Here is a 20,203-nt window from a genome sequence, read left to right on the forward strand (position 1 = left end):
CATCTTAACAGCTCGGCGGTGCAAGCTCATTGCGGGGCCCCTGTGAGAGCGAACTCGCTCCCACAAGGACGCTTTGGACGTTACAACCGCGCCGCCAATCGCGATCCCTGGTCGATCGCCCGCTTGGCATCCAGTTCGGCCGCCACATCGGCACCGCCGATAAGGTGCACGTGCTGCCCCGCCGCTTCCAGGTCTTGCTGCAATTCGCGCAACGGGTCCTGGCCGGCACAGATCACAATGTTGTCCACGGCCAGCACTTGCGGCTCGCCGGTTTCACCGATGCGAATGTGCAGGCCTTCATCGTCGATCCTCAGGTACTGGACGCTGTTGAGCATCTGCACCTGCTTGTTTTTCAAGCCCGTACGGTGAATCCAGCCCGTGGTCTTGCCCAGGCCATCGCCGACCTTGGAGCTCTTGCGCTGCAACAGGAACACCTGGCGCGCTGGCGCGTGTGGCTCAGGCTTGATCCCGGCCACGCCGCCGCGGGCCTGGAGCCCGGTGTCGATCCCCCACTCTTTCCAGAAGGCTTCACGGTCCTGGCTGGTGGCGACGCCCTGGTGAACCAGGAACTCCGACACATCGAAACCGATGCCACCGGCGCCAATCACCGCGACGCTGTGGCCTACCGGCTTGCGCGCCAGGATCACGTCCAGGTAGCTCAGCACTTTGGGATGCTCCACGCCAGGAATCGCCGGCACACGAGGCACGATGCCAGTGGCGAGGATGATCTCGTCGTAACCACCCGCCACCAACTGGGCCGCATCCACCCGGGTGTCGAGGCACAGTTCGACGTGGGTGGTCTGCAGTTTGCGCTTGAAGTAACGCAGGGTCTCGTAGAACTCCTCCTTGCCCGGCACACGCTTGGCGACGTTGAACTGACCGCCGATCTCGCTGGCCGAATCGAACAGCGTGACCTGATGGCCACGCTCGGCGGCGACGGTGGCGGCCGCCAAACCAGCGGGGCCGGCACCGACCACGGCGATTTTCTTCACCTGGGTCACCGGCAAATAGTTCAGCTCGGTTTCATGGCAAGCCCGCGGGTTCACCAGGCAACTGGTGAGCTTGCCGGCAAAGGTATGGTCCAGGCATGCCTGGTTGCAGCCAATGCAGGTATTGATTTCATCGCCACGCCCTGCGGCAGCCTTGTTGACGAACTCCGGGTCCGCCAGGAACGGCCGCGCCATGGAAACCATGTCGGCGTCGCCTTCGGCCAGGATCCGCTCAGCCACCTCCGGAGTGTTGATACGGTTGGTGGTGATCAAGGGAATCGTCACCGAACCGCGCAGCTTGGCCGTGACCTTGCTGAACGCCGCCCGCGGGACCTTGGTGGCGATGGTTGGAATCCGCGCTTCGTGCCAACCGATACCGGTATTGATGATCGTCGCCCCGGCTTGCTCGACGGCCCTGGCTAACTGGACGATTTCCTCCCAAACACTGCCGCCCTCCACCAGGTCGAGCATCGACAGGCGAAAAATGATGATGAAATTCGGACCCACCGCCTCACGCACCCGGCGCACGATTTCCACCGGCAGGCGCATGCGGTTTTCATAGCTGCCACCCCAGCGATCGGTACGGTGGTTGGTGTGGGCTGCCAGGAACTGGTTAATGAAATAACCTTCCGAGCCCATGATCTCGACGCCATCGTATTCGGCCTGCTGGGCCAGGACCGAGCAACTGACAAAATCGCTGATCTGCTTCTCGATGCCCTCCTCGTCCAGTTCCTTGGGCTTGAACGGGTTGATCGGCGCCTGGATCGCGCTCGGCGCCACCTGCTTGGGGCTGTAGGCATAGCGCCCGGCGTGGAGGATCTGCATGCAAATCTTGCCACCGGCCTCATGCACGGCCCGGGTGACGATCCGATGCTTGAGCGCCTCCTCTTGCGTGGTCAGCTTGGCCGCGCCGGAATAAACCCCGCCCTCGTCGTTCGGTGCGATCCCGCCGGTGACCATCAGCCCCACGCCGCCCCGGGCCCTCTCAGCGAAATACGCGGCCATGCGTTCAAACCCGCCGGGTTTCTCTTCCAGACCGGTGTGCATCGAGCCCATCAGGGTGCGGTTGCGCAACGTGGTAAACCCCAAGTCCAATGGGGCAAGCAGGCGCGGGTAATGAGAGGCGGTCATGGGCAACTCCACAAACGGGCGATCACGGGAAGTACGGAAGCTCTACGGCCTCCCTCTGTCATGCCCAACAGACTATGAGGCGGAACTTGCGCGCTCAATGACCGAAACTGACAACTTGATGATCTAAATGCGCAAGGCGTGGAAAGATGGGGGTGAAACCTCATCGAATCCCACGTGACTCCCGTGGGGCATGCAGCAGTCCTATCTCGACACAGACACCTCGGACAATACGGTCGCCCTGGCATGCATCCACAACGGAAAACGCTGCACAACGAGCTGCACGCCCGCCCATCGTTGTATTTCGACGAACCAGCGCATGTCTTTCACCTGGCATTCCTTGGCGACAACGGCCTGTGCAATGCACTGCTGGAACGATTGTGCCCGGAAGCCGTGGTGGCAGATGCGGTCCAGGGCATCACCCGGCTCGACGGCCACCCGCTGAAGTGGGAACGACACGCCGAGTTCTTCACCCTGACCCTGGTCGTTCCCGCCACCCGTGCCGAACCGCAATGGACAACGTTGCCCGAATGCTTGTCCCGGGGTATCGCAGAGCATTCCCGGCACATCATCAATGCGGTTCAAGTGGTGGTGCGCGCCGAAGCAGACCTTGACCTGCCCAGCTATGGCTTCAAGGACCCTTGCGGCTCTTGCATCGGCGGTGGCGATGCCGTGGTCTGGAGCGATTTTCGCCTGACCGAGGACGGCACCAATCGATTGTTGTTCATCAATCGACGCCTCAACGCTTATCGACAGGGGCGCATGATCCGCCGCCTGCTGGAGATCGAAACCTACCGCATGATGGCGTCCTTGTCGCTCAGCGCTGCCAAGGCGCTGGACCCGCAACTGAACGAATTCGATCGTACCCTCGTCTCCTTGTCTGAACGAAACGCAAATGCCCGCGGCGTCCATGCCAAAGCGCTGCTGGAGGACATCACCCAACTGTCCCGCCAGGTGGTCAGCAGCTCGGTCAAGAATCGCCATCGTTTCAGCGCGACCCGGGCATACGCGCAGTTGGTGTTCGAGCGCCTGGCTGAATTACGCGAGAGCCACCTGGGCGACTGCCAACGGCTAGGCGTGTTTATCGAGCGGCGTTTCAAACCGACGGTGCGCTATTGCGCGGCGACCGAACAGCGCCTCGAACAACTGGCCCTGAGCGTCGCCAACCTGGGTGACCTGCTGCAGGCCCGGGTACAGGTCGAAATGGAAGAGCAGAACGCGGAGATCCTGCGCAGCCTCAACGCGCGCGCCGACGCGCAGATTAAAATCCAGCGTGCAGTGGAAGGCCTGTCGATCATTGCCATCACCTACTATCTGATCAACCTGTTCAAACTGGTCTACAGCGGCCTGCATACGCTGGGGTCAACCCTCTCGGCCCGTGAGGCGCTGCTGGGCATGGCGCCGCCCGTACTGCTGATCCTGTTGCTGATCATGATTCGGATCAGGAAGGCCAAGCGTCATTAGCCCCAAGCATCAGCCGGGAGAAATGCGGGTGTGCCCTTTCGCCAAACCCTTGTTTTACCGTACCCTGCCCCGTAGCCCTTGATGAAAAATCACGAACCTGCACCCGGCGGCTGACTGTTCCCCCCATGCGTAAATTTCTGTACCTGCTGTTTTCATTGGCCTTCATTGCCACCTTGCTCACCTATGCAATGTGGACGGTGGATCGGCCTGCAGGTCATTACCTGTCAGACCTTCGTATTCACCTGGCGGTGGATCAGGGCACGCCGGCCGACCGGGGCAACCTGCTGGGTATCCAGCCCGAACTGTTCCCCACCGACTACCAGACCCCCGCTCGCCTGCATCGCAAGCTGGCCGCCTACCTGCAGACCGCTCGCGACCAGGGTTTGCTCAATGACAGGACCGTCGTGGTGTTGCCCGAGCACATCGGCACCTGGTTGATGGTCAGCGGCGAAAAAGACGAGTTGTATCAAGCCGCAACACTGAAAGAGGCAATGAACTGGCTCGCCATCAGCAACCCACTGGCGTTTCTCCGGGCGTTGGCCGGTGCCCAAGCCAATAATCGGCTGAACGATGCCTACCTGCGCATGAAGGCCGAGGCCATGGCCCAAGATTACCAATCGCTGTTTGGCGGGCTCGCCAAGGAATTCAGCGTGACCTTGGTGGCCGGCTCCATCGTGCTGCCGGAACCGAGCGTCAGCAAAGGCGAACTGAAGATCGGCGGCGGCGCGCTGTACAACAGCAGCGTGGTATTTGGCCGCGATGGCCGACCGATCGGCCAGCCCCAGCGCCAGCAACACACGGTGTTCGAACAACGCGATGTGCTCGGCGCCGCCCCATCGGGCACCCTGGCCGTCATCGACACCCCCGCGGGCCGCCTGGGCATACTGATCGGGACTGATAGCTGGTATCCCATTCACTACCGCCAGCTCAACGAGCAGGGTGCGCAACTGATCGCCGTACCAGCCTTTGTCATGGGCCGGGACACGTGGGGAAAACCGTGGCGTGGCTACAAAGGGTTGTCCACGCCCAGCGAAGTGGGTCTCAAGCCTGGTGAAGTGAGTGAAGGCCAAGCCTGGCACCGCCTGACGCTGACCGGCCAGTTACCGGTCAGCCAGGCCAAGGGTGGCGTCAGCGTGTTTTTGCGTGGACAGTTCTGGGATAACGGCAGCGCCGGCCAGAGCTTCATCAGTCACGACGGCGAGCACTTCCCCGACGGTGAAGCCCATGGCGCCCGCCTGCTGAACCTGTGGTTATGATGAAACCGCAGCCGACGCGCCTGGGCGATCTATCCGTAGGCTTCGTCCATAGCCTGGCCGATGCGGTGGCCAGTCACGGGCAGGATCCCCAACCTTTGCTTGAACAATACGGCCTGGATGCCGCACGCCTCGGCGAGCCTGGGGCCCGGCTATCGATCCCCCGCTACATGCGCCTGGGTCACGCGGCTATCCAACAGACCCAGGATCCTGCCCTGGGCCTGCGCATGGGCCAGCTCAGTCGCTTGAGCCAAGCCGGGCTGGCGGGCGTTACCGCCGCCCAAGCGCCGACGGTTCGCGAAGCAGCCCGCTGCCTGATCCGCTTCGAGCCTCTGTACGGTTCCAACTACCGCGGCCAGTCAAGTTTTCACGAGGACGCCCGCGGCGCCTGGTTGCGGTTCTACTCCATCAGCCCCTACAACGCCTATAACCGTTTTGTCGTGGACTCGATCATCGCCGGCTGGCTCACCCAGCTCTCGAACCTCTGCGGCGTCACGCTGCGAGCCGAACGCATAGAAATCGAATTCGAAGAACCGCCCTACCGGGAGGACTACCGCCTGCTCGGCGATTGTCCCATCCAGTTCGGCGCCGAACAGAACCAATTGCGCCTGAACCTGGACAGCCTCGCCCAGCGCAACGCGCAGCACTGCCCCAGCACCTGGCGATACCTGGTGCAGTTGTGTGAACGGGAACTCGAGCAATTGACCCGCACCCGCAGCCTGCGTGAACGCATCACCCGACTGCTGGGACCTTTGCTCAACGGTGGCCGGGAACCCGACCTGAACGAAGTGGCTGCGCGCCTGAATATGCCAACCTGGACCTTGCGCCGCAAACTGGCCGATGAAGGCACGCAATTTCGTGCAATTCTCAACGACACCCGTCGCGACCTGGCCATGACCTACATCCGCGACACCGAGCTGGCATTCGGCGAAATCGCCTATCTACTGGGGTTCGCCTCTGCGGAGGCATTCCAACGCGCCTTCAAGCGCTGGAACAACCAGACGCCCGGAGAGTTTCGCCGTAGCTGCCGGGGAAATTAAGCTTCAAGAAACTAGCTTGGCGCTCCCGTCCTCCTATAACTCCGTCGCATCTTCGGCAGGTTCCAGCGGGTCCAGCTCGTAGGCCTGGTATTCCAACAGCTCTTCCTGATAATCATCCATTGCGTTCTTCCCTTCTCATTGAAACCAATGCCTGATGGCGCTGATATCAGCATAAAGCTGCTTTATGAATAAAACATGAAGCAAAAGCTTCATGAATTAAACGTAGCACAGCCCCTGGGAATTAACGCGCACAGATGTAGCAGGGCATTACAACCGGGACTCAGGAGGCGGGCAGCGGCTGGATCGGTTCGGTCGGTGCCGGCAAGTCACTGGGCGGTGGCGGCGTGATGATCTCAGTCGACGCAGGCGTGTAAGGCTCAGGTTCGCTGGGGGCAATGGGCGCCAGCTCGGCCGGTGGCGCAACCGGCTCGGAAGCGGCAGGAGCGGTCTCCACCGGCGTCGGCGCAGCCTGCTGCACGACAGGCACAGGCGCAGCCATGGCAGCAGGCGCGGCAGCGGGCACCGGCATCAAGGCGGCCGGCTCAGCCTTGGTTTCCGGAACGCCCAGTTCGGCCTTCGGCTTTTCCGCGTCCCCCGTGGCCTTCTTCGCCTCCGACGGCAGGAACAGCTCAACCAAAGCAAAGAAACGCTCATAGAACTTGGTGGCCGACACGGTTTCGCTGGCGACCTTGACCATCGAATCGTCGGACGAGCCAATCGGCATCGACACAGACCCCAACACTCCGACACCCAGGCTCGCGGAATTATTGATTTTCTTCAGGGCGTACCGGTCTTGCAGGGCGTTGGCGAACATGGTTGCACGATGCCCCGGGCCTCCGTCTTCGGCGCATACCAGGTTGAAACTGATTTCCATGTGCGTATCGCCAGCCTGCTGGAAGCTCTTGTGGCCACTGACCAGCTTGGGATCGCTGCTGGTGATGATATAGCCCTGACTGAGCAGCGCCCGGCGCCCGGCTTCGCAAGTCGCCACGTCGGTCGTCGGGTAAGTGCGGGAGAAGGTACCGGAATCATCGAAGTTTTCATGCTCGTAGATGGCGGCTTTCTTCGACGAGCAACCGGCTGCGACGGCCAGCATCAGCGCCAGCCCGACGGTTTGCATGTGAAATGGTCTGAACATTGAACATCCTGAGAGAAACGGCCCGGGGCGTATTGTGCAACAGAACAGCGCCCGACAGTTTGGGTAATCGTGCCTTGAAAGAGTGACAAGTCTACTGGGGGTTGCCGACGGGAAAAAGGTGTGAAGGCGATGGATCGACGAACATCCTGCCCGTGGCAAAAAGCCGATAAAAAAGACCCCGGCTTTCGGCCGGGGTCTTTTTCAAGCAGTCAACAAGGCGTCAGTAGCGCTTGATGTCTGCCTGGCTCTCCAACTGCTTGCGATAAGCCGCGAAGTCCTGTTGGCCGACGCGAGACGCCAGGTAGCGACGATACTCGGCTTTCTCTTGATCGGTCGGTGCCGCAGCCTCGTTCACGCCGTTCAAACGCACGATCACCAGGCTGCCGTCAGGCAACGTCACGCTGCTGAAGGTCGGCTTGCCCTTCGCTTCAGGCTTGGGCATGCGGAACAATGCCTGCAATACCGCCGGCTCGATGCCGTCCTGGCCACGGGTGGCCGCTGCGGTCGTTTTCCAGCCTTGGCCGTCGACCGGCTTATCTAGCGCGAGCTTGCCGTCGCGCAAGCTGGCGATCAACTCATCGGCGCGGGACTTGGCAGACGCACTGGCCTGTTCCTTGGCCAATTGAGCACGAATCGGACCTGCGACGCTTTCCAGCGGCAGTTGCTCAGGCTTGCGGTGCTCCTTGGCCCTCAGTACCACGACTGTTTCCGGGTCCAACTCGATAGCGGCGCTGTTGGCACCTTCATCCAGCACTTCCGGGCTGAACGCCGCAGTGACCACGGCACGGTTGGCCGCAATGCCGTCACCGCCTTCACGCCCGAACGGTGCCGACGTGTGCACGGTCAGCTTCAAGTCCTGGGCCGGCTGGGCCAGGTCAGACGCTTCGAACGAGGCATCTTCCAGTTGCTTGGTCGCCTCCACGAAACGCTGCTCCACTTGCTGGGTTTTCAGCTCGCGGGTCAGCTTGTCCTTGAGACTGGCAAATGTCGGCACCTCAGGTGCCTCTACGCCCAGCAGCTTGATCAAGTGCAGGCCGAAGTCGGTGCGTACCGGGGCCGAGACCTGATCCTTGTTCAGTGCGTACAGGGCCTTTTCGAACTCTGGGTCATAGACGCCAGGGCCGGCATAACCGAGATCGCCGCCATTGTTCGCCGAACCCGGATCCTGGGAAAACTCCTTCGCCAGGGCTTCAAACGACTCGCCCTTGGCCAGGCGTGCCTGGATCTGCTCGATCTTCTCCTTGGCCTGGGCTTCGGTGACCTTGTCGTTCACTTCGATCAGGATGTGCGCAGCGCGACGCTGTTCGGACAAGTTGGCAATTTCTTTCTGGTAGGCCGCTTGCAGGTCTTCGTCCTTGACGCTGACCTGATCGAAGAAAGCGGCTTTCTTCAGCTCAAGGTAATCGATAACCACCTGGTCAGGGGTCATGAACTCCTTGGCATGCTTATCGTAATACGCCTTGACCTCGTCGTCGGTCGGCTTCACGCCGGACGGATCGGCCTTGATGGTCAAGGTGGCGAAATCACGGGTCTGTTTTTCCAAGCGAGCAAACGCCAGCACCTGGGCATCGGTGACGAAACCGCTGCCAGCCAGCCCCGCACGCAACTGGCCGATCAGCATTTCCTGGGCCAGCATCTGGCGGAACTGCATACGGCTGTAACCCAGTTGGCGGATCACCTGGTCGAAGCGCTCGGGGCTGAATTTGCCCTCGACCTGGAATTCAGGCGTCTGCAGGATGACTTGATCCAGCGCGGCCTCAGAAAAGGCGAACTTCGCATCGTGTGCGCCTTGCAGCAGCAGCTTGCGATCGATCAGGCCCTTGAGCGCCGAGTCACGCAGCATCTTTTCGTCCAGCAGGGAGGCGTCGAAATCCTTGCCCAGCTGTTGCATGAGCTGACGGCGTTGCATGTCAACCGCCTGGCTCAGCTCATTCTGGCTGATGTTTTCGCCGTTGACCTTGGCCGCTTCGTTGCTGTTGGTGGTGGCTTTAAAAATCGCATCGAAACCGGTCAACGCCATCAATGCGACGATGACCCCGATGATGGTCTTGGCAATCCAGCCTTGTGAATTGTCCCTGATATTCTGCAGCATGCGTCCCCCAGAAACGGTTGAACTTCAAAATTTAGGCAACCGTGGAGCGTGGGTAGAATCCGAATAGAAGAAAGGCGCATCCGAGGATGCGCCTTCTCGTAACTGGCGAAGCAGACCGAGCTCGAACCCCCGAGCCCTGGCACGACAGGTCGGTTGCAACCGACCGTGTTACCGCTCCGCTGCCAAGCCAGGCATAAGCCCGACCCGGATAAACTCAATGAAACCTTAGTTAACGGCTTCTTTCAGCGCTTTACCAGCTTTGAACCCTGGCTTCTTGGCCGCAGGGATTTGCAGCGTTTTGCCGGTCTGTGGGTTGCGACCGGTACGCGCTGGGCGATCGCTCACGGAGAAGGTACCGAAACCTACCAGAACAACGGAGTCGCCAGCCTTCAGAGCGCCAGTGACGGATTCGATTACAGCGTCCAGCGCGCGGCCAGCAGCAGCTTTCGGGATATCAGCGGATGCAGCGATAGCATCAATCAGTTCCGACTTGTTCACTCTAAGTCCCCTTATATCTATTTGAGATGATTCTAAGTTTTTTTGGTGAAAGCAAAAACGAGTGCTGAATGGCCTACAGACACATAAGAGCCGCTTTATAACAAGGGCTCTAAAAAACTGTCAAGGAAGCCCCCCAGGCAAATACGTATTAATGCGTGCTAATTCTTTCCTTAGAGTCAGACTCTCGCTTTTCGTCCTTCGCGACAATCTCCGGAGCCACATCCGGCAAGGGCTCCGGCGCGTATTGCAGCGCAATTTGCAGGACCTCGTCAATCCATTTAACGGGTTTGATCTGAAGATCTTGCTTGATGTTGTCAGGAATTTCCTTCAGGTCGCGGACATTCTCTTCGGGAATGATCACGATCTTGATCCCGCCACGGTGAGCCGCCAGGAGTTTTTCCTTCAGGCCGCCGATAGCCAACACCTGGCCACGCAACGTGATTTCACCGGTCATGGCGACATCGGCACGCACCGGGATGCCTGTCAGCGCAGAGACCAGGGCCGTGCACATGCCCACCCCGGCGCTAGGGCCGTCCTTGGGCGTCGCCCCTTCCGGCATATGGATGTGGGTGTCGCGCTTCTCGTGGAAATCCGCCGGAATGCCCAGGCTGCGGGCGCGACTGCGAACCACTGTCTGCGCGGCGGTGATCGATTCGACCATCACATCACCGAGGGAACCGGTCTTGATCAACTGCCCTTTGCCCGGTACCACGGCGGCCTCGATGGTCAGCAATTCACCACCGACCTGGGTCCACGCCAAGCCAGTCACCTGGCCGATCTGATCCTGTTGCTCGGCAAGGCCGTAGCGGAACTTGCGCACGCCCAGGAAGTGCTCCAGCAGGTCAGGCGTGACCTTGACCGCAAAGCGTTTTTCCAGCGCGTGCTCCTTGACCGCCTTGCGGCAGACCTTGGCAATCTGCCGCTCCAGGCCGCGCACACCCGCTTCACGGGTGTAATAGCGAATGATGTCGCGAATCGCCTCCTCACCGAACTCCAGCTCGCCTTTTTTCAGGCCATTGGCCTGGATCTGCTTGGGCGAGAGGTACTTGACGGCGATATTGATCTTTTCGTCCTCGGTATAGCCCGGCAGACGAATCACCTCCATCCGGTCCAGCAAGGCCGGCGGAATATTCATGGAGTTGGAGGTGCAGAGGAACATCACGTCCGACAGGTCGTAATCGACCTCCAGGTAGTGATCGTTGAAATTGTGGTTCTGCTCCGGATCGAGCACTTCGAGCAACGCGGAGGCTGGATCGCCGCGCATATCGCTGCCCATTTTGTCGATTTCATCCAAAAGGAACAGCGGGTTGCGCACACCCACCTTCGTCATCTTTTGAATCAATCTTCCTGGCATGGAACCGATGTAAGTACGGCGGTGACCACGAATTTCCGCTTCATCACGCACCCCACCGAGGGCCATGCGTACGAATTTACGGTTGGTGGCGTGGGCAATCGACTCCGCAAGAGAGGTTTTACCGACCCCTGGAGGACCGACCAGGCACAAGACCGGACCACGGATTTTCTTCACGCGCTTCTGCACGGCGAGGTATTCGAGGATGCGCTCCTTGACCTCTTCCAGGCCATAATGGTCGGCGTCGAGGATATCCTCGGCACGCGCCAGGTCCAGACGAACCTTGCTCTGGGCCTTCCACGGCACCTGGACCAGCCAATCGATGTAGGAACGCACCACCGTGGCTTCGGCGGACATGGGCGACATCTGTTTGAGCTTGTTCAGCTCCGCCTGGGCCTTGGCCAGGGCATCCTTGGGCAGCCCCGCGGCATCGATGCGTTTCTTCAGCTCTTCGATCTCGTTGTGCCCCTCATCACCGTCGCCCAGCTCCTTCTGAATGGCCTTCATCTGCTCATTCAGATAGTACTCGCGCTGGCTGCGCTCCATTTGCTTCTTGACGCGACCGCGAATGCGCTTCTCGACTTGTAACAGATCGATTTCGCCATCGAGCAACGCCAATACATGCTCGACACGCGCCGACAGATCGATGATTTCAAGGATTTCCTGCTTCTGCTCGATCTTGAGGGCCATATGGGCCGCCATCGTATCGACCAGCCGCCCTGGCTCATCGATGCTGTTAAGCGATGACAGGACTTCTGCAGGGACCTTCTTGCCCAGCTGCACGTATTGCTCGAACTGCGAGAGCAGGCTACGAACAAACACCTCAGACTCACGCTCAGGGGCTTCAACTTCTCCGATCAGCGACACTTCGGCCCGGCAATGGCCGTTCACTTCGCTGAAACGCTCGACCGTGCCCCGCTGCTCGCCTTCGACCAACACCTTGACGGTGCCATCAGGCAGTTTGAGCAGTTGCAGGACCGTTGCAATCGTCCCCACGCGATAAAGTGCATCTTCACCGGGATCGTCGTCAGCAGGGTTTCTCTGAGCCAACAGGAGAATTTGCTTGTCACCCGTCATCGCTGCCTCAAGGGCTTCGATGGACTTCTCGCGCCCCACGAACAGCGGGATAACCATGTGCGGATACACCACGACATCACGCAATGGCAGGAGAGGCAATTCGATGGTTGTCTTCATGATTTCGCCTCTACGGCGGCCCTAGGCCGGAAACAGATGGAAGTAAGCTTGAAACCAAGATGGGGGCAGCGTTGAAAAAAAACAAGCGCAAAGGCTGATGTCAGCCCTGCTAAAAAGAAATAAAAGCCGTACGCAAGTCGGTGGTGAGGGGATTTATCTCCGCCAGGCTGCGGGGCGGTGCAACGTTTCGCTAAATCCCTTTGCCACTCAAAAGCAAAGGGGCCCGAAGGCCCCTCCTTTTGTTCCAACAACAGAACGCTTAAGCGTCCGGTGCGGCCTTGGCAGCCGGCTCACTGTTCTCATAGATATACAGTGGCTTGGACTTACCTTCTATAACGCTTTCGTCGATCACGACTTTACTCACCCCGGATTGCGAGGGGATCTCATACATCGTGTCGAGCAATACACCTTCGAGGATCGAACGCAGCCCACGGGCACCGGTCTTACGCTCCAGGGCACGCTTGGCGACCGATTTCAACGCGTCGGAACGGAACTCCAGGTCGACGCTCTCCATCTCGAACAGTTTGGCATACTGCTTGGTCAGCGCATTCTTCGGCTCGGTCAGGATCTGCATCAATGCGGCTTCATCCAACTCGTCCAGCGTCGCCAGGACCGGCAAGCGACCCACGAACTCGGGGATCAGACCGAACTTGACCAAATCATCAGGTTCGACTTCACGCAGGGATTCGCCGACTTTCTTGCCCTCTTCCTTGCTGCGCACTTCGGCGTTGAAACCGATGCCACCACGGGTGGAACGGTTCTGGATAACCTTCTCCAGGCCAGAGAACGCGCCGCCGCAGATGAACAAGATGTTGCGGGTATCGACTTGCAGGAATTCCTGCTGCGGATGCTTGCGACCACCCTGGGGCGGAACGGAAGCGACCGTGCCTTCGATCAACTTGAGCAAGGCCTGCTGCACGCCCTCACCGGAAACATCCCGGGTGATGGACGGGTTGTCGGACTTGCGGGAAATCTTGTCGATTTCGTCGATGTAGACAATGCCCATCTGGGCTTTTTCTACATCGTAGTCGCACTTCTGCAACAACTTCTGAATGATGTTCTCGACATCCTCGCCCACATAACCCGCCTCGGTAAGCGTGGTTGCATCGGCGATGGTAAACGGAACGTTCAGCAAGCGAGCCAGGGTTTCGGCAAGCAGGGTCTTACCCGAGCCTGTCGGACCGATCAGCAGGATGTTGCTCTTGCCGAGTTCGACCTCGTCATTCTTTTTGTCACGTTGGTTCAGGCGCTTGTAGTGGTTGTAAACCGCTACCGCCAGGACCTTTTTCGCGCGCTCCTGACCAATCACATACTGATCAAGGATGCCGCTGATTTCTTTAGGCGAAGGCAATTTATGCGCGCTGCTTTCGGCCTGGGCTTCCTGCACCTCCTCGCGGATGATGTCATTGCACAGGTCGACGCACTCGTCGCAAATGAAGACCGAGGGGCCGGCAATCAATTTGCGTACTTCATGCTGGCTTTTGCCACAGAAGGAGCAATAAAGCAGTTTGCCGTTGTCCTCGCCGTTGCGGGTGTCAGTCATTCGATCGATCCAAATCCGATAGGCTTGCAACACAAGATGAAGGCAATTGCGGGCTTTTTCAAGCCCGCAGGCGGCCGGTCATCCCAACCACCTGCATTTTGAGCGGCTTAGGCAGGCATTTGACGCTTGTTGATCACGGAGTCGATCAGGCCGTATTCGGCTGCACGCTCAGCGCTCATGAAGTTATCACGCTCGGTGTCACGCTCAATGGTTTCGAGGCTTTGGCCGGTGTGATGGGCCAGCAGCGAGTTCAGGCGCGAACGGATATGAAGGATTTCCTTGGCATGGATGTCGATGTCTGACGCCTGGCCTTGGAAACCACCCAATGGCTGGTGGATCATCATGCGCGAGTTAGGCAGGCAGTGACGCTTGCCCGCTGCGCCACCGGCGAGCAGGAAGGCGCCCATGCTGCAGGCCTGGCCGATGCAGATGGTGGAAACGTCCGGCTTGATGAACTGCATGGTGTCGTAGATCGACATGCCTGCAGTGACCGAACCGCCGGGGGAGTTGATGTACAGATGGATATCCTTGTCCGGGTTTTCCGCTTCAAGGAACAGCAATTGCGCCGCGACCAGGTTGGCCATGTAATCTTCAACGGGGCCAATCAGGAAAATGACGCGCTCCTTGAGCAGGCGCGAGTAGATGTCATAGGCACGCTCGCCACGAGCAGACTGCTCGATAACCATCGGGACCAGGCCGCCTGCGGCCTGGATGTCAGAGCTCTGCTGATAAAAAGAATTGCGGGACATGTCTCGCAGTCACTCCCAAATAGTTATGTCTTGAATACGCATAAGCCAGCACGAAGGCTGGCTTATGGGTGTGTATTTCTTACCGCAGAACAATCAATCGGCTTGTGGAGCTTCCACCGGCTTGACCGCTTCTTCGTAAGAGACCGCTTTATCGGTCACGCTAGCTTTCTGCAGAACAGTATCCACAACTTGTTCTTCCAGCACAACCGAACGGACTTCGTTCAGTTGCTGCTCGTTCTTGTAGTACCAGGACACGACTTGCTCAGGTTCCTGGTAAGCCGAGGCCATTTCCTGGATCAACTCGCGGACGCGGGCTTCGTCAGGCTTGAGTTCGAACTGCTTGACCACTTCAGCAACGATCAGGCCCAGCACGACGCGGCGCTTGGCTTGCTCTTCGAACAGCTCGGCCGGCAGTTGGTCTGGCTTGATGTTGCCGCCGAACTGCTGGACAGCCTGTACACGCAGACGGTTGACTTCATTGTCCAGCAACGCTTTTGGCACTTCGATCGGGTTGGCGGCCAGCAGACCGTCCATGACCTGGTTCTTGACCTTGGACTTGATAGCCTGGCGCAGCTCACGCTCCATGTTCTTGCGAACTTCGGCACGGAAACCTTCCAGACCGGTTTCCTTGATACCGAACTGGGCAAAGAACTCTTCGTTCAGCTCAGGCAGTTTCGGCTCGGAAACGCTGTTGACGGTCACGGTGAACTCGGCGGCCTTGCCGGCCAGGTCCAGGTTCTGGTAATCCTCTGGGAAGGTCACGTTCAGTACGCGCTCTTCACCAGCCTTGGCGCCCACCAGGCCGTCTTCGAAGCCAGGAATCATGCGGCCGGAACCCAGCACCAGCTGGGTAGCCTTGGCGGAACCACCAGCGAACACTTCACCGTCAACCTTGCCAACGAAGTCGATGTTCAGTTGATCTTCGTTCTGGGCAGCGCGATCGGCCACTTCGAAACGGGTGTTCTGCTTGCGCAGGATGTCCAGCATCTTGTCCAGGTCGGCATCGGTCACGTCAGCGCTCAGGCGCTCGACAGCGATCGATTCGAAACCGGCTACAGTGAACTCCGGGAACACTTCGAACGTAGCGACGTATTCCAGGTCCTTGCCTTTTTCCAGCACTTTAGGCTCGACGGACGGTGCGCCGGCCGGGTTCAGCTTCTGCTCGACGACCGCTTCGTAGAACGAAGACTGGATCACGTCGCCCACGGCTTCCTGACGCGCATCAGCCTCGTAACGCTGACGGATCACGCTCATAGGCACTTTGCCTGGGCGGAAACCTGGGATCTTGGCCTTTTGGGCAGTCTGCTGCAGACGCTTGTTGACCTGAGTCTCGATGCGCTCAGCCGGCACGGTGATGCTCATGCGGCGCTCAAGAGCAGAAGTATTTTCAACAGAAACTTGCATGGATATTCCTCGTTGCACAGACGTTGGCCGGGCGTTTCCCGCCCCCAGAATCAAGGGCATGCATTCTAGTAGGTCAAACCCAAGAAGTCACCCTACTGAAACAGGCAGGAAACCGGCACCGAATTTAGAAGCGAAGGCAAACCGCCACGTCTTCCCCGGATTGCAAAATACAGGTCACTCCAACCAAGGGCCTGCCATAACGCTTCTATATATAGAAGCACTCTACCTGCACCCCTGACCGCCAACCCCACAAGGAGACCAACGGGGCCTGCCGCGCATCATCACGTAACACAATCGTGACAACCCACTGTCGGCGCCGGACACGAAACCACCGAAAACAAAAACGGCGCAGCCCCCTTTCAGGTACTGCGCCGTTCTCTGCTATCTATATAGCGACTTGTTTGGTGCGGACGGAGAGACTCGAACTCTCACACCTTGCGGCGCTGGAACCTAAATCCAGTGTGTCTACCAATTCCACCACATCCGCGTATCAAGCTTTTAAAGCAAAGGCGCCAGATGGTTAGATCTGGCGCCTTCTAGAATATGGGGTGGACGATGGGGATCGAACCCACGACAACGGGAGTCACAATCCCGTGCTCTACCAACTGAGCTACGCCCACCATATTGCCTTGTTGCGTTACTTGTGCCAAAGCTGCCTAATTGGCGCACCCGGCAGGACTCGAACCTGCGACCATCCGCTTAGAAGGCGGATGCTCTATCCAGCTGAGCTACGGGCGCCTTTTTAATCTGTATTCTTGGACGATTACAAACTAAGTGCTTTCAGTTTTGCCGAATTGAAACAACCAACTCCGCTCAACCTTCTCAACCAGTGCTAGGCTGTGCCCGACAAGTGCGACAAATGTTATAGACGGCCCGATAGGTCGTCAACTCTTTTTTAAAAAAAATTCATTTAATTAAAGGGCTTAGGGGAATTTGCAGACCAAGCGCCTTTGCCCTCACGGCTTTGCATGCGAGAATGCGCTCTCTTTTTTTCCCCTCTCGATGGTTAACCACGCGCAATGACTGCACAACTTATCGACGGCAAATCGATCGCCGCCAGCCTGCGCCAGCAGATCGCCCAACGAGTCGCCGAGCGTCGCCAGCAAGGCCTGCGCACGCCCGGCCTTGCGGTGATCCTGGTCGGCAGCGATCCTGCCTCTCAGGTTTATGTCTCGCACAAGCGTAAAGACTGTGAAGAGGTCGGCTTCCTTTCCCAGGCCTACGACCTGCCTTCCGAAACCACCCAGCAAGCGTTGGCCGATCTGATCGATCGCCTGAACGACGACCCGAGTATCGACGGCGTCCTGCTGCAACTACCTCTGCCTGAACACCTCGACGCCTCCAAACTGCTCGAGCGCATTCGCCCGGACAAGGACGTCGACGGCTTCCATCCTTATAACGTCGGCCGCCTGGCCCAGCGCATCCCGCTGCTGCGCCCTTGCACCCCCAAAGGCATCATGACCTTGCTGGAGAGCACTGGCGTGGACCTGTACGGCCTGGATGCCGTGGTCGTGGGCGCGTCCAATATCGTCGGTCGACCGATGGCCATGGAGCTGCTGCTCGCTGGCTGCACCGTCACCGTGACCCACCGCTTCACCAAGGACCTGGCCGGCCACATCGGGCGTGCCGACCTGGTCGTGGTTGCCGCTGGCAAACCTGGCCTGGTCAAGGGCGAGTGGATCAAAGAAGGCGCCATCGTCATCGACGTGGGTATCAACCGCCAGGAAGACGGCAAGCTGGTCGGCGATGTGGTCTACGAGACCGCCCTGCCCCGCGCCAGCTGGATCACTCCAGTACCTGGCGGCGTGGGTCCGATGACCCGTGCCTGCCTGCTGGAAAACACGTTGTACGCGGCAGAGACGCTGCATAGCTGATACACGTCAAGCAAGACCCGGTGGGAGCGAGCGTGCTCGCGATGGCGGTGGATCGGCCAGCCTTAAGGTTGACTGACTCACGGTTATCGCAAGCAAACTCGCTCCCACCGTTGTTTTTGTCGCCGGATCCCCCTCCATTAAATTTTATTTATCCGCAAGCCCGGACGGCACGGGCATATAGCGCAGTCGTCGCCCATACTCATAAAATGCGACGCTTTTTCCAAAGCCGCTGCTGAAAAGCTCCTTCAACTCCATCGAGTCTACTCGCGTGAAAATCCGTCGTTCGATCCTCAGCCTGCTCTTTGCTTTCATAGGCCCTTTTATCACGCAAAACGTCGATGCACAGGAGACCATCGCTGCACCACGCGACACATCCAGACTGCAGGTCGCCTCGGGCAGCGCGATACTGCTGGATTTGCAGAGCGACAAGGTCGTTTATTCAAGCAACCCGGACGTGGTGGTGCCCATCGCTTCAGTGACCAAGTTGATGACCGGCCTGATCGTGCTCGATGCCAAGCAAAACCTGGACGAATACATCCCCATTACCATCGCCAACACCCCTGAAATGAAAGGGGTATTTTCCAGGGTCAAGCTCAACAGCGAACTGTCGCGCCGCGAGGTGCTGCTGATCGCCCTCATGTCTTCGGAAAACCGCGCCGCCGCCAGCCTCGCCCATCACTATCCGGGCGGTTATGCCGCCTTCATCGCCGCCATGAACGCCAAGGCGAAGGCACTGGGGATGACCAGCACCCACTATGTCGAGCCCACCGGGCTGTCGATTCACAACGTGTCCACTGCCCGCGACCTGACCAAGCTGCTGATTGCCGCGCGCAAGTATCCACTGCTGAGTGAGCTGAGCACCACCAAGGAAAAGACCGTTACCTTCCGCAAACCGGTATATAGCCTGGGCTTTCGCAACACCGATCACTTGATCCACAAGGCTAACTGGGACATTCAGTTGACCAAGACCGGCTTCACCAACGAGGCCGGCCACTGCCTGGTGCTGGTAACCAAGATGAGCAATCGGCCAATGGCACTGGTGATCCTCGATGCCTACGGCAAATACACCCATTTCGCCGATGCCAGCCGGATCCGCAACTGGGTAGAAACGGGCAAGAGTGCCGACGTGCCGGCGGTGGCGCTGCAATATAAAGCAGCCAAGAATCTCAAGAGCCGCCAGAGTGGCGTGACGGAAGCGTCCAAATAAACCACAAGGAAAAGCCCCTACCATCCGGGGCTTTTCCTTGTTTCAAGGCTTCAGATCATCCATCGGATCGTAGGGCCTGGATTTTTACGTGCCGTACCCTTGTCCAAGGGTGCCTTGCAAGTGACGAACGCAACAAACGATCACTGCGCAGCGCCCAGGGCCTTGGTGGCTCGCGCCGCCGCTTGCTCCTGCCCTGCCCCGGCCAATTCCTCCGCAGCCTTGAGCCAGCGCTGCGCGTCGACGTTGGCCGGAAGCTGCGTGGGTTTCTGGAGCAACACCGCCCAGCCACCTGCGTCTTGGAAGTACGATTCGAAAGCGCTGAAGCTCATCGACTCCCGACGATTCGTGCCTGCTCGCAGCAAGACCGTCTGTTTCTGGCGGTTATAGCCGACGAGGACGCCATAGCGTATCTCGGGCCAGAACGATGAGCCCTCGGCGTAGCGCACCAGGACGGGATAACCTGCAGCGACCTGCTCCAACAGCATAGGTAACCTGGCACGCAAGGGGTACACCACCAACCCATACTCGCGCGCCAAGGTTGGCATGCTCTGCTGCAAATCGCTTTCGCCACCCGGCAAGTGCAAGGGTTTCTCCAGCAGCCCCGGCGTGATCACAGTGCCTTGATACGTCAGCAGGGCCGCCAGGGACTGCGGGGCGCCCTGGTACATTTCGCCGCGATAGAACGGCACGCTGTTGAGCTCCACCCGTTCGGGCAGGCGCTGGATCAGCGGCGACACACTGCCTGCGCAACCCGCCAGGGCCGCGAGACAGGCCGTCGCCAGCATCAGGGATCGAAAAGATGAAATGACTGGCAACATGTTGACTCTCTTTCAGGCACCTGGCCTTGGGCCGTCGATCATAAGTCGCCCACCGCCCCGGGTATAGCCTTGAGCAGCAGATCGGCCATCCCGATAGAACGAACCCATTGGTTCTTGACCGGGGTCAATCGATTGCCTGCAACACTTGGCCGACTAGACTGTCCCTTATACGCAGCGTGCAATGCCCGGAATTCGGGCAGAAGGAGGCACAGATGGGCCTGACAACGACAATTCTGATGCTGATATTCGGCTGGCTGAGTGTGGCGGCCGCCATGCTATGGGGTGTGCTGCGTATTACCCGTCGCCATCATCACGTACCAGCACGGCCATCGGACAAAACCGCAAAGCCAGCCCACGCTGCCGTGCACTGAATACATCCCCATGAAAATCTATGGTCACCCCCATTTTTGCAATACTGATTAACGGGTGGTGTGGTTGGCTTGCTTAAATCTATCCGGCGT

Annotated in this window: 15 protein-coding genes and 3 tRNA genes; 6 read left to right on the forward strand and 12 right to left on the reverse strand. The window is 59.0% G+C overall.

The window, feature by feature from the left end:
- Positions 1-80: 80 nt before the first annotated feature.
- Positions 81-2,120, reverse strand: coding sequence for an NADPH-dependent 2,4-dienoyl-CoA reductase (locus tag N4Q37_RS02105; RefSeq protein ID WP_260954870.1), 2,040 nt, complete (start codon positions 2,118-2,120; stop codon positions 81-83).
- Positions 2,121-2,363: 243 nt separating this feature from the next.
- Here N4Q37_RS02105 and N4Q37_RS02110 point away from each other — a divergent pair, with 243 nt between their 5' ends.
- The 3 genes from N4Q37_RS02110 (at position 2,364) to N4Q37_RS02120 (ending at position 5,874) form a co-directional block, all read left to right on the forward strand.
- Positions 2,364-3,581: a DUF3422 domain-containing protein gene (locus tag N4Q37_RS02110; RefSeq protein WP_260954875.1), complete on the forward strand. Its 1,218-nt coding sequence runs from the start codon at positions 2,364-2,366 to the stop codon at positions 3,579-3,581.
- Between the two features lie 125 nt (positions 3,582-3,706).
- Positions 3,707-4,837, forward strand: coding sequence for a carbon-nitrogen hydrolase family protein (locus N4Q37_RS02115; RefSeq protein WP_260954876.1), 1,131 nt, complete (start codon positions 3,707-3,709; stop codon positions 4,835-4,837).
- Positions 4,837-5,874, forward strand: a complete 1,038-nt coding sequence (locus tag N4Q37_RS02120) for an AraC family transcriptional regulator (RefSeq protein WP_260954942.1) — start codon at positions 4,837-4,839, stop codon at positions 5,872-5,874. Before N4Q37_RS02115 ends, N4Q37_RS02120 begins: the two co-directional genes overlap by 1 nt.
- A 280-nt stretch (positions 5,875-6,154) precedes the next feature.
- Here the strand turns inward: N4Q37_RS02120 and N4Q37_RS02125 are convergent, their stop codons facing one another.
- The 10 genes from N4Q37_RS02125 to N4Q37_RS02170 all read right to left on the reverse strand — a co-directional run bounded on the left by N4Q37_RS02125 (position 6,155) and on the right by N4Q37_RS02170 (position 16,581).
- Positions 6,155-7,012 (reverse strand): DUF2242 domain-containing protein, encoded by an 858-nt coding sequence (locus tag N4Q37_RS02125; RefSeq protein ID WP_260954877.1) that lies wholly within the window; start codon positions 7,010-7,012, stop codon positions 6,155-6,157.
- A gap of 220 nt (positions 7,013-7,232) precedes the next feature.
- Positions 7,233-9,104 carry a SurA N-terminal domain-containing protein gene (locus tag N4Q37_RS02130; RefSeq protein WP_260954879.1) on the reverse strand — a complete coding sequence of 624 codons (1,872 nt, stop codon included), beginning with the start codon at positions 9,102-9,104 and terminating at the stop codon, positions 7,233-7,235.
- Positions 9,105-9,329: 225 nt separating this feature from the next.
- Positions 9,330-9,602 carry an HU family DNA-binding protein gene (locus N4Q37_RS02135; RefSeq protein ID WP_260954881.1) on the reverse strand — a complete coding sequence of 91 codons (273 nt, stop codon included), beginning with the start codon at positions 9,600-9,602 and terminating at the stop codon, positions 9,330-9,332.
- 148 nt (positions 9,603-9,750) lie between these two features.
- Positions 9,751-12,147, reverse strand: a complete 2,397-nt coding sequence (gene lon / locus N4Q37_RS02140) for an endopeptidase La (protein ID WP_260954882.1) — start codon at positions 12,145-12,147, stop codon at positions 9,751-9,753.
- Between the two features lie 259 nt (positions 12,148-12,406).
- Complete coding sequence (gene clpX, locus N4Q37_RS02145) at positions 12,407-13,690, reverse strand: ATP-dependent Clp protease ATP-binding subunit ClpX (RefSeq protein ID WP_260954884.1); 1,284 nt, start codon at positions 13,688-13,690, stop codon at positions 12,407-12,409.
- A 107-nt stretch (positions 13,691-13,797) separates the two neighbouring features.
- Positions 13,798-14,439, reverse strand: a complete 642-nt coding sequence (gene clpP / locus N4Q37_RS02150) for an ATP-dependent Clp endopeptidase proteolytic subunit ClpP (protein WP_003183177.1) — start codon at positions 14,437-14,439, stop codon at positions 13,798-13,800.
- Between the two features lie 93 nt (positions 14,440-14,532).
- Positions 14,533-15,843, reverse strand: a complete 1,311-nt coding sequence (gene tig / locus N4Q37_RS02155; protein ID WP_260954905.1) for a trigger factor — start codon at positions 15,841-15,843, stop codon at positions 14,533-14,535.
- 402 nt (positions 15,844-16,245) lie between these two features.
- Positions 16,246-16,330, reverse strand: a tRNA-Leu gene (locus N4Q37_RS02160).
- A gap of 57 nt (positions 16,331-16,387) precedes the next feature.
- A tRNA-His gene (locus N4Q37_RS02165) sits at positions 16,388-16,463 on the reverse strand.
- 41 nt (positions 16,464-16,504) lie between these two features.
- Positions 16,505-16,581, reverse strand: a tRNA-Arg gene (locus tag N4Q37_RS02170).
- A 281-nt stretch (positions 16,582-16,862) separates the two neighbouring features.
- Here N4Q37_RS02170 and folD point away from each other — a divergent pair.
- Complete coding sequence (folD, locus tag N4Q37_RS02175) at positions 16,863-17,717, forward strand: bifunctional methylenetetrahydrofolate dehydrogenase/methenyltetrahydrofolate cyclohydrolase FolD (RefSeq protein WP_260954906.1); 855 nt, start codon at positions 16,863-16,865, stop codon at positions 17,715-17,717.
- A gap of 268 nt (positions 17,718-17,985) precedes the next feature.
- A complete protein-coding gene (gene pbpG / locus N4Q37_RS02180) occupies positions 17,986-18,924 on the forward strand; it encodes a D-alanyl-D-alanine endopeptidase (protein WP_260954908.1) in 939 nt (312 codons plus the stop codon).
- Between the two features lie 140 nt (positions 18,925-19,064).
- Here the strand turns inward: pbpG and N4Q37_RS02185 are convergent, their stop codons facing one another.
- Positions 19,065-19,742, reverse strand: coding sequence for a peptidase C39 family protein (locus N4Q37_RS02185; RefSeq protein WP_260954909.1), 678 nt, complete (start codon positions 19,740-19,742; stop codon positions 19,065-19,067).
- Positions 19,743-19,954: 212 nt separating this feature from the next.
- On the opposite strand from N4Q37_RS02185, the gene N4Q37_RS02190 reads away from it, so the two are divergent.
- Entirely contained in the window at positions 19,955-20,113 is a 159-nt protein-coding gene (locus tag N4Q37_RS02190; RefSeq protein WP_260954910.1) for a hypothetical protein, read from the forward strand.
- Positions 20,114-20,203: the final 90 nt, after the last annotated feature.

It is taken from the genome of Pseudomonas citri (genome assembly GCF_025336485.1).
Taxonomy (GTDB): domain Bacteria; phylum Pseudomonadota; class Gammaproteobacteria; order Pseudomonadales; family Pseudomonadaceae; genus Aquipseudomonas; species Aquipseudomonas citri.

Excerpts from the sequence above, each read along its gene's own strand:
- N4Q37_RS02105 (WP_260954870.1), bottom strand. The coding sequence starts at position 2,120 with ATGACCGCCTCTCATTACCCGCGCCTGCTTGCCCCATTGGACTTGGGG.
- N4Q37_RS02110 (WP_260954875.1), top strand. The coding sequence starts at position 2,364 with ATGCATCCACAACGGAAAACGCTGCACAACGAGCTGCACGCCCGCCCA.
- N4Q37_RS02115 (WP_260954876.1), top strand. The coding sequence starts at position 3,707 with ATGCGTAAATTTCTGTACCTGCTGTTTTCATTGGCCTTCATTGCCACC.
- N4Q37_RS02120 (WP_260954942.1), top strand. The coding sequence starts at position 4,837 with ATGAAACCGCAGCCGACGCGCCTGGGCGATCTATCCGTAGGCTTCGTC.
- N4Q37_RS02125 (WP_260954877.1), bottom strand. The coding sequence starts at position 7,012 with ATGTTCAGACCATTTCACATGCAAACCGTCGGGCTGGCGCTGATGCTG.
- N4Q37_RS02130 (WP_260954879.1), bottom strand. The coding sequence starts at position 9,104 with ATGCTGCAGAATATCAGGGACAATTCACAAGGCTGGATTGCCAAGACC.
- lon (WP_260954882.1), bottom strand. The coding sequence starts at position 12,147 with ATGAAGACAACCATCGAATTGCCTCTCCTGCCATTGCGTGATGTCGTG.
- clpX (WP_260954884.1), bottom strand. The coding sequence starts at position 13,690 with ATGACTGACACCCGCAACGGCGAGGACAACGGCAAACTGCTTTATTGC.
- clpP (WP_003183177.1), bottom strand. The coding sequence starts at position 14,439 with ATGTCCCGCAATTCTTTTTATCAGCAGAGCTCTGACATCCAGGCCGCA.
- tig (WP_260954905.1), bottom strand. The coding sequence starts at position 15,843 with ATGCAAGTTTCTGTTGAAAATACTTCTGCTCTTGAGCGCCGCATGAGC.
- folD (WP_260954906.1), top strand. The coding sequence starts at position 16,863 with ATGACTGCACAACTTATCGACGGCAAATCGATCGCCGCCAGCCTGCGC.
- N4Q37_RS02185 (WP_260954909.1), bottom strand. The coding sequence starts at position 19,742 with ATGTTGCCAGTCATTTCATCTTTTCGATCCCTGATGCTGGCGACGGCC.
- N4Q37_RS02190 (WP_260954910.1), top strand. The coding sequence starts at position 19,955 with ATGGGCCTGACAACGACAATTCTGATGCTGATATTCGGCTGGCTGAGT.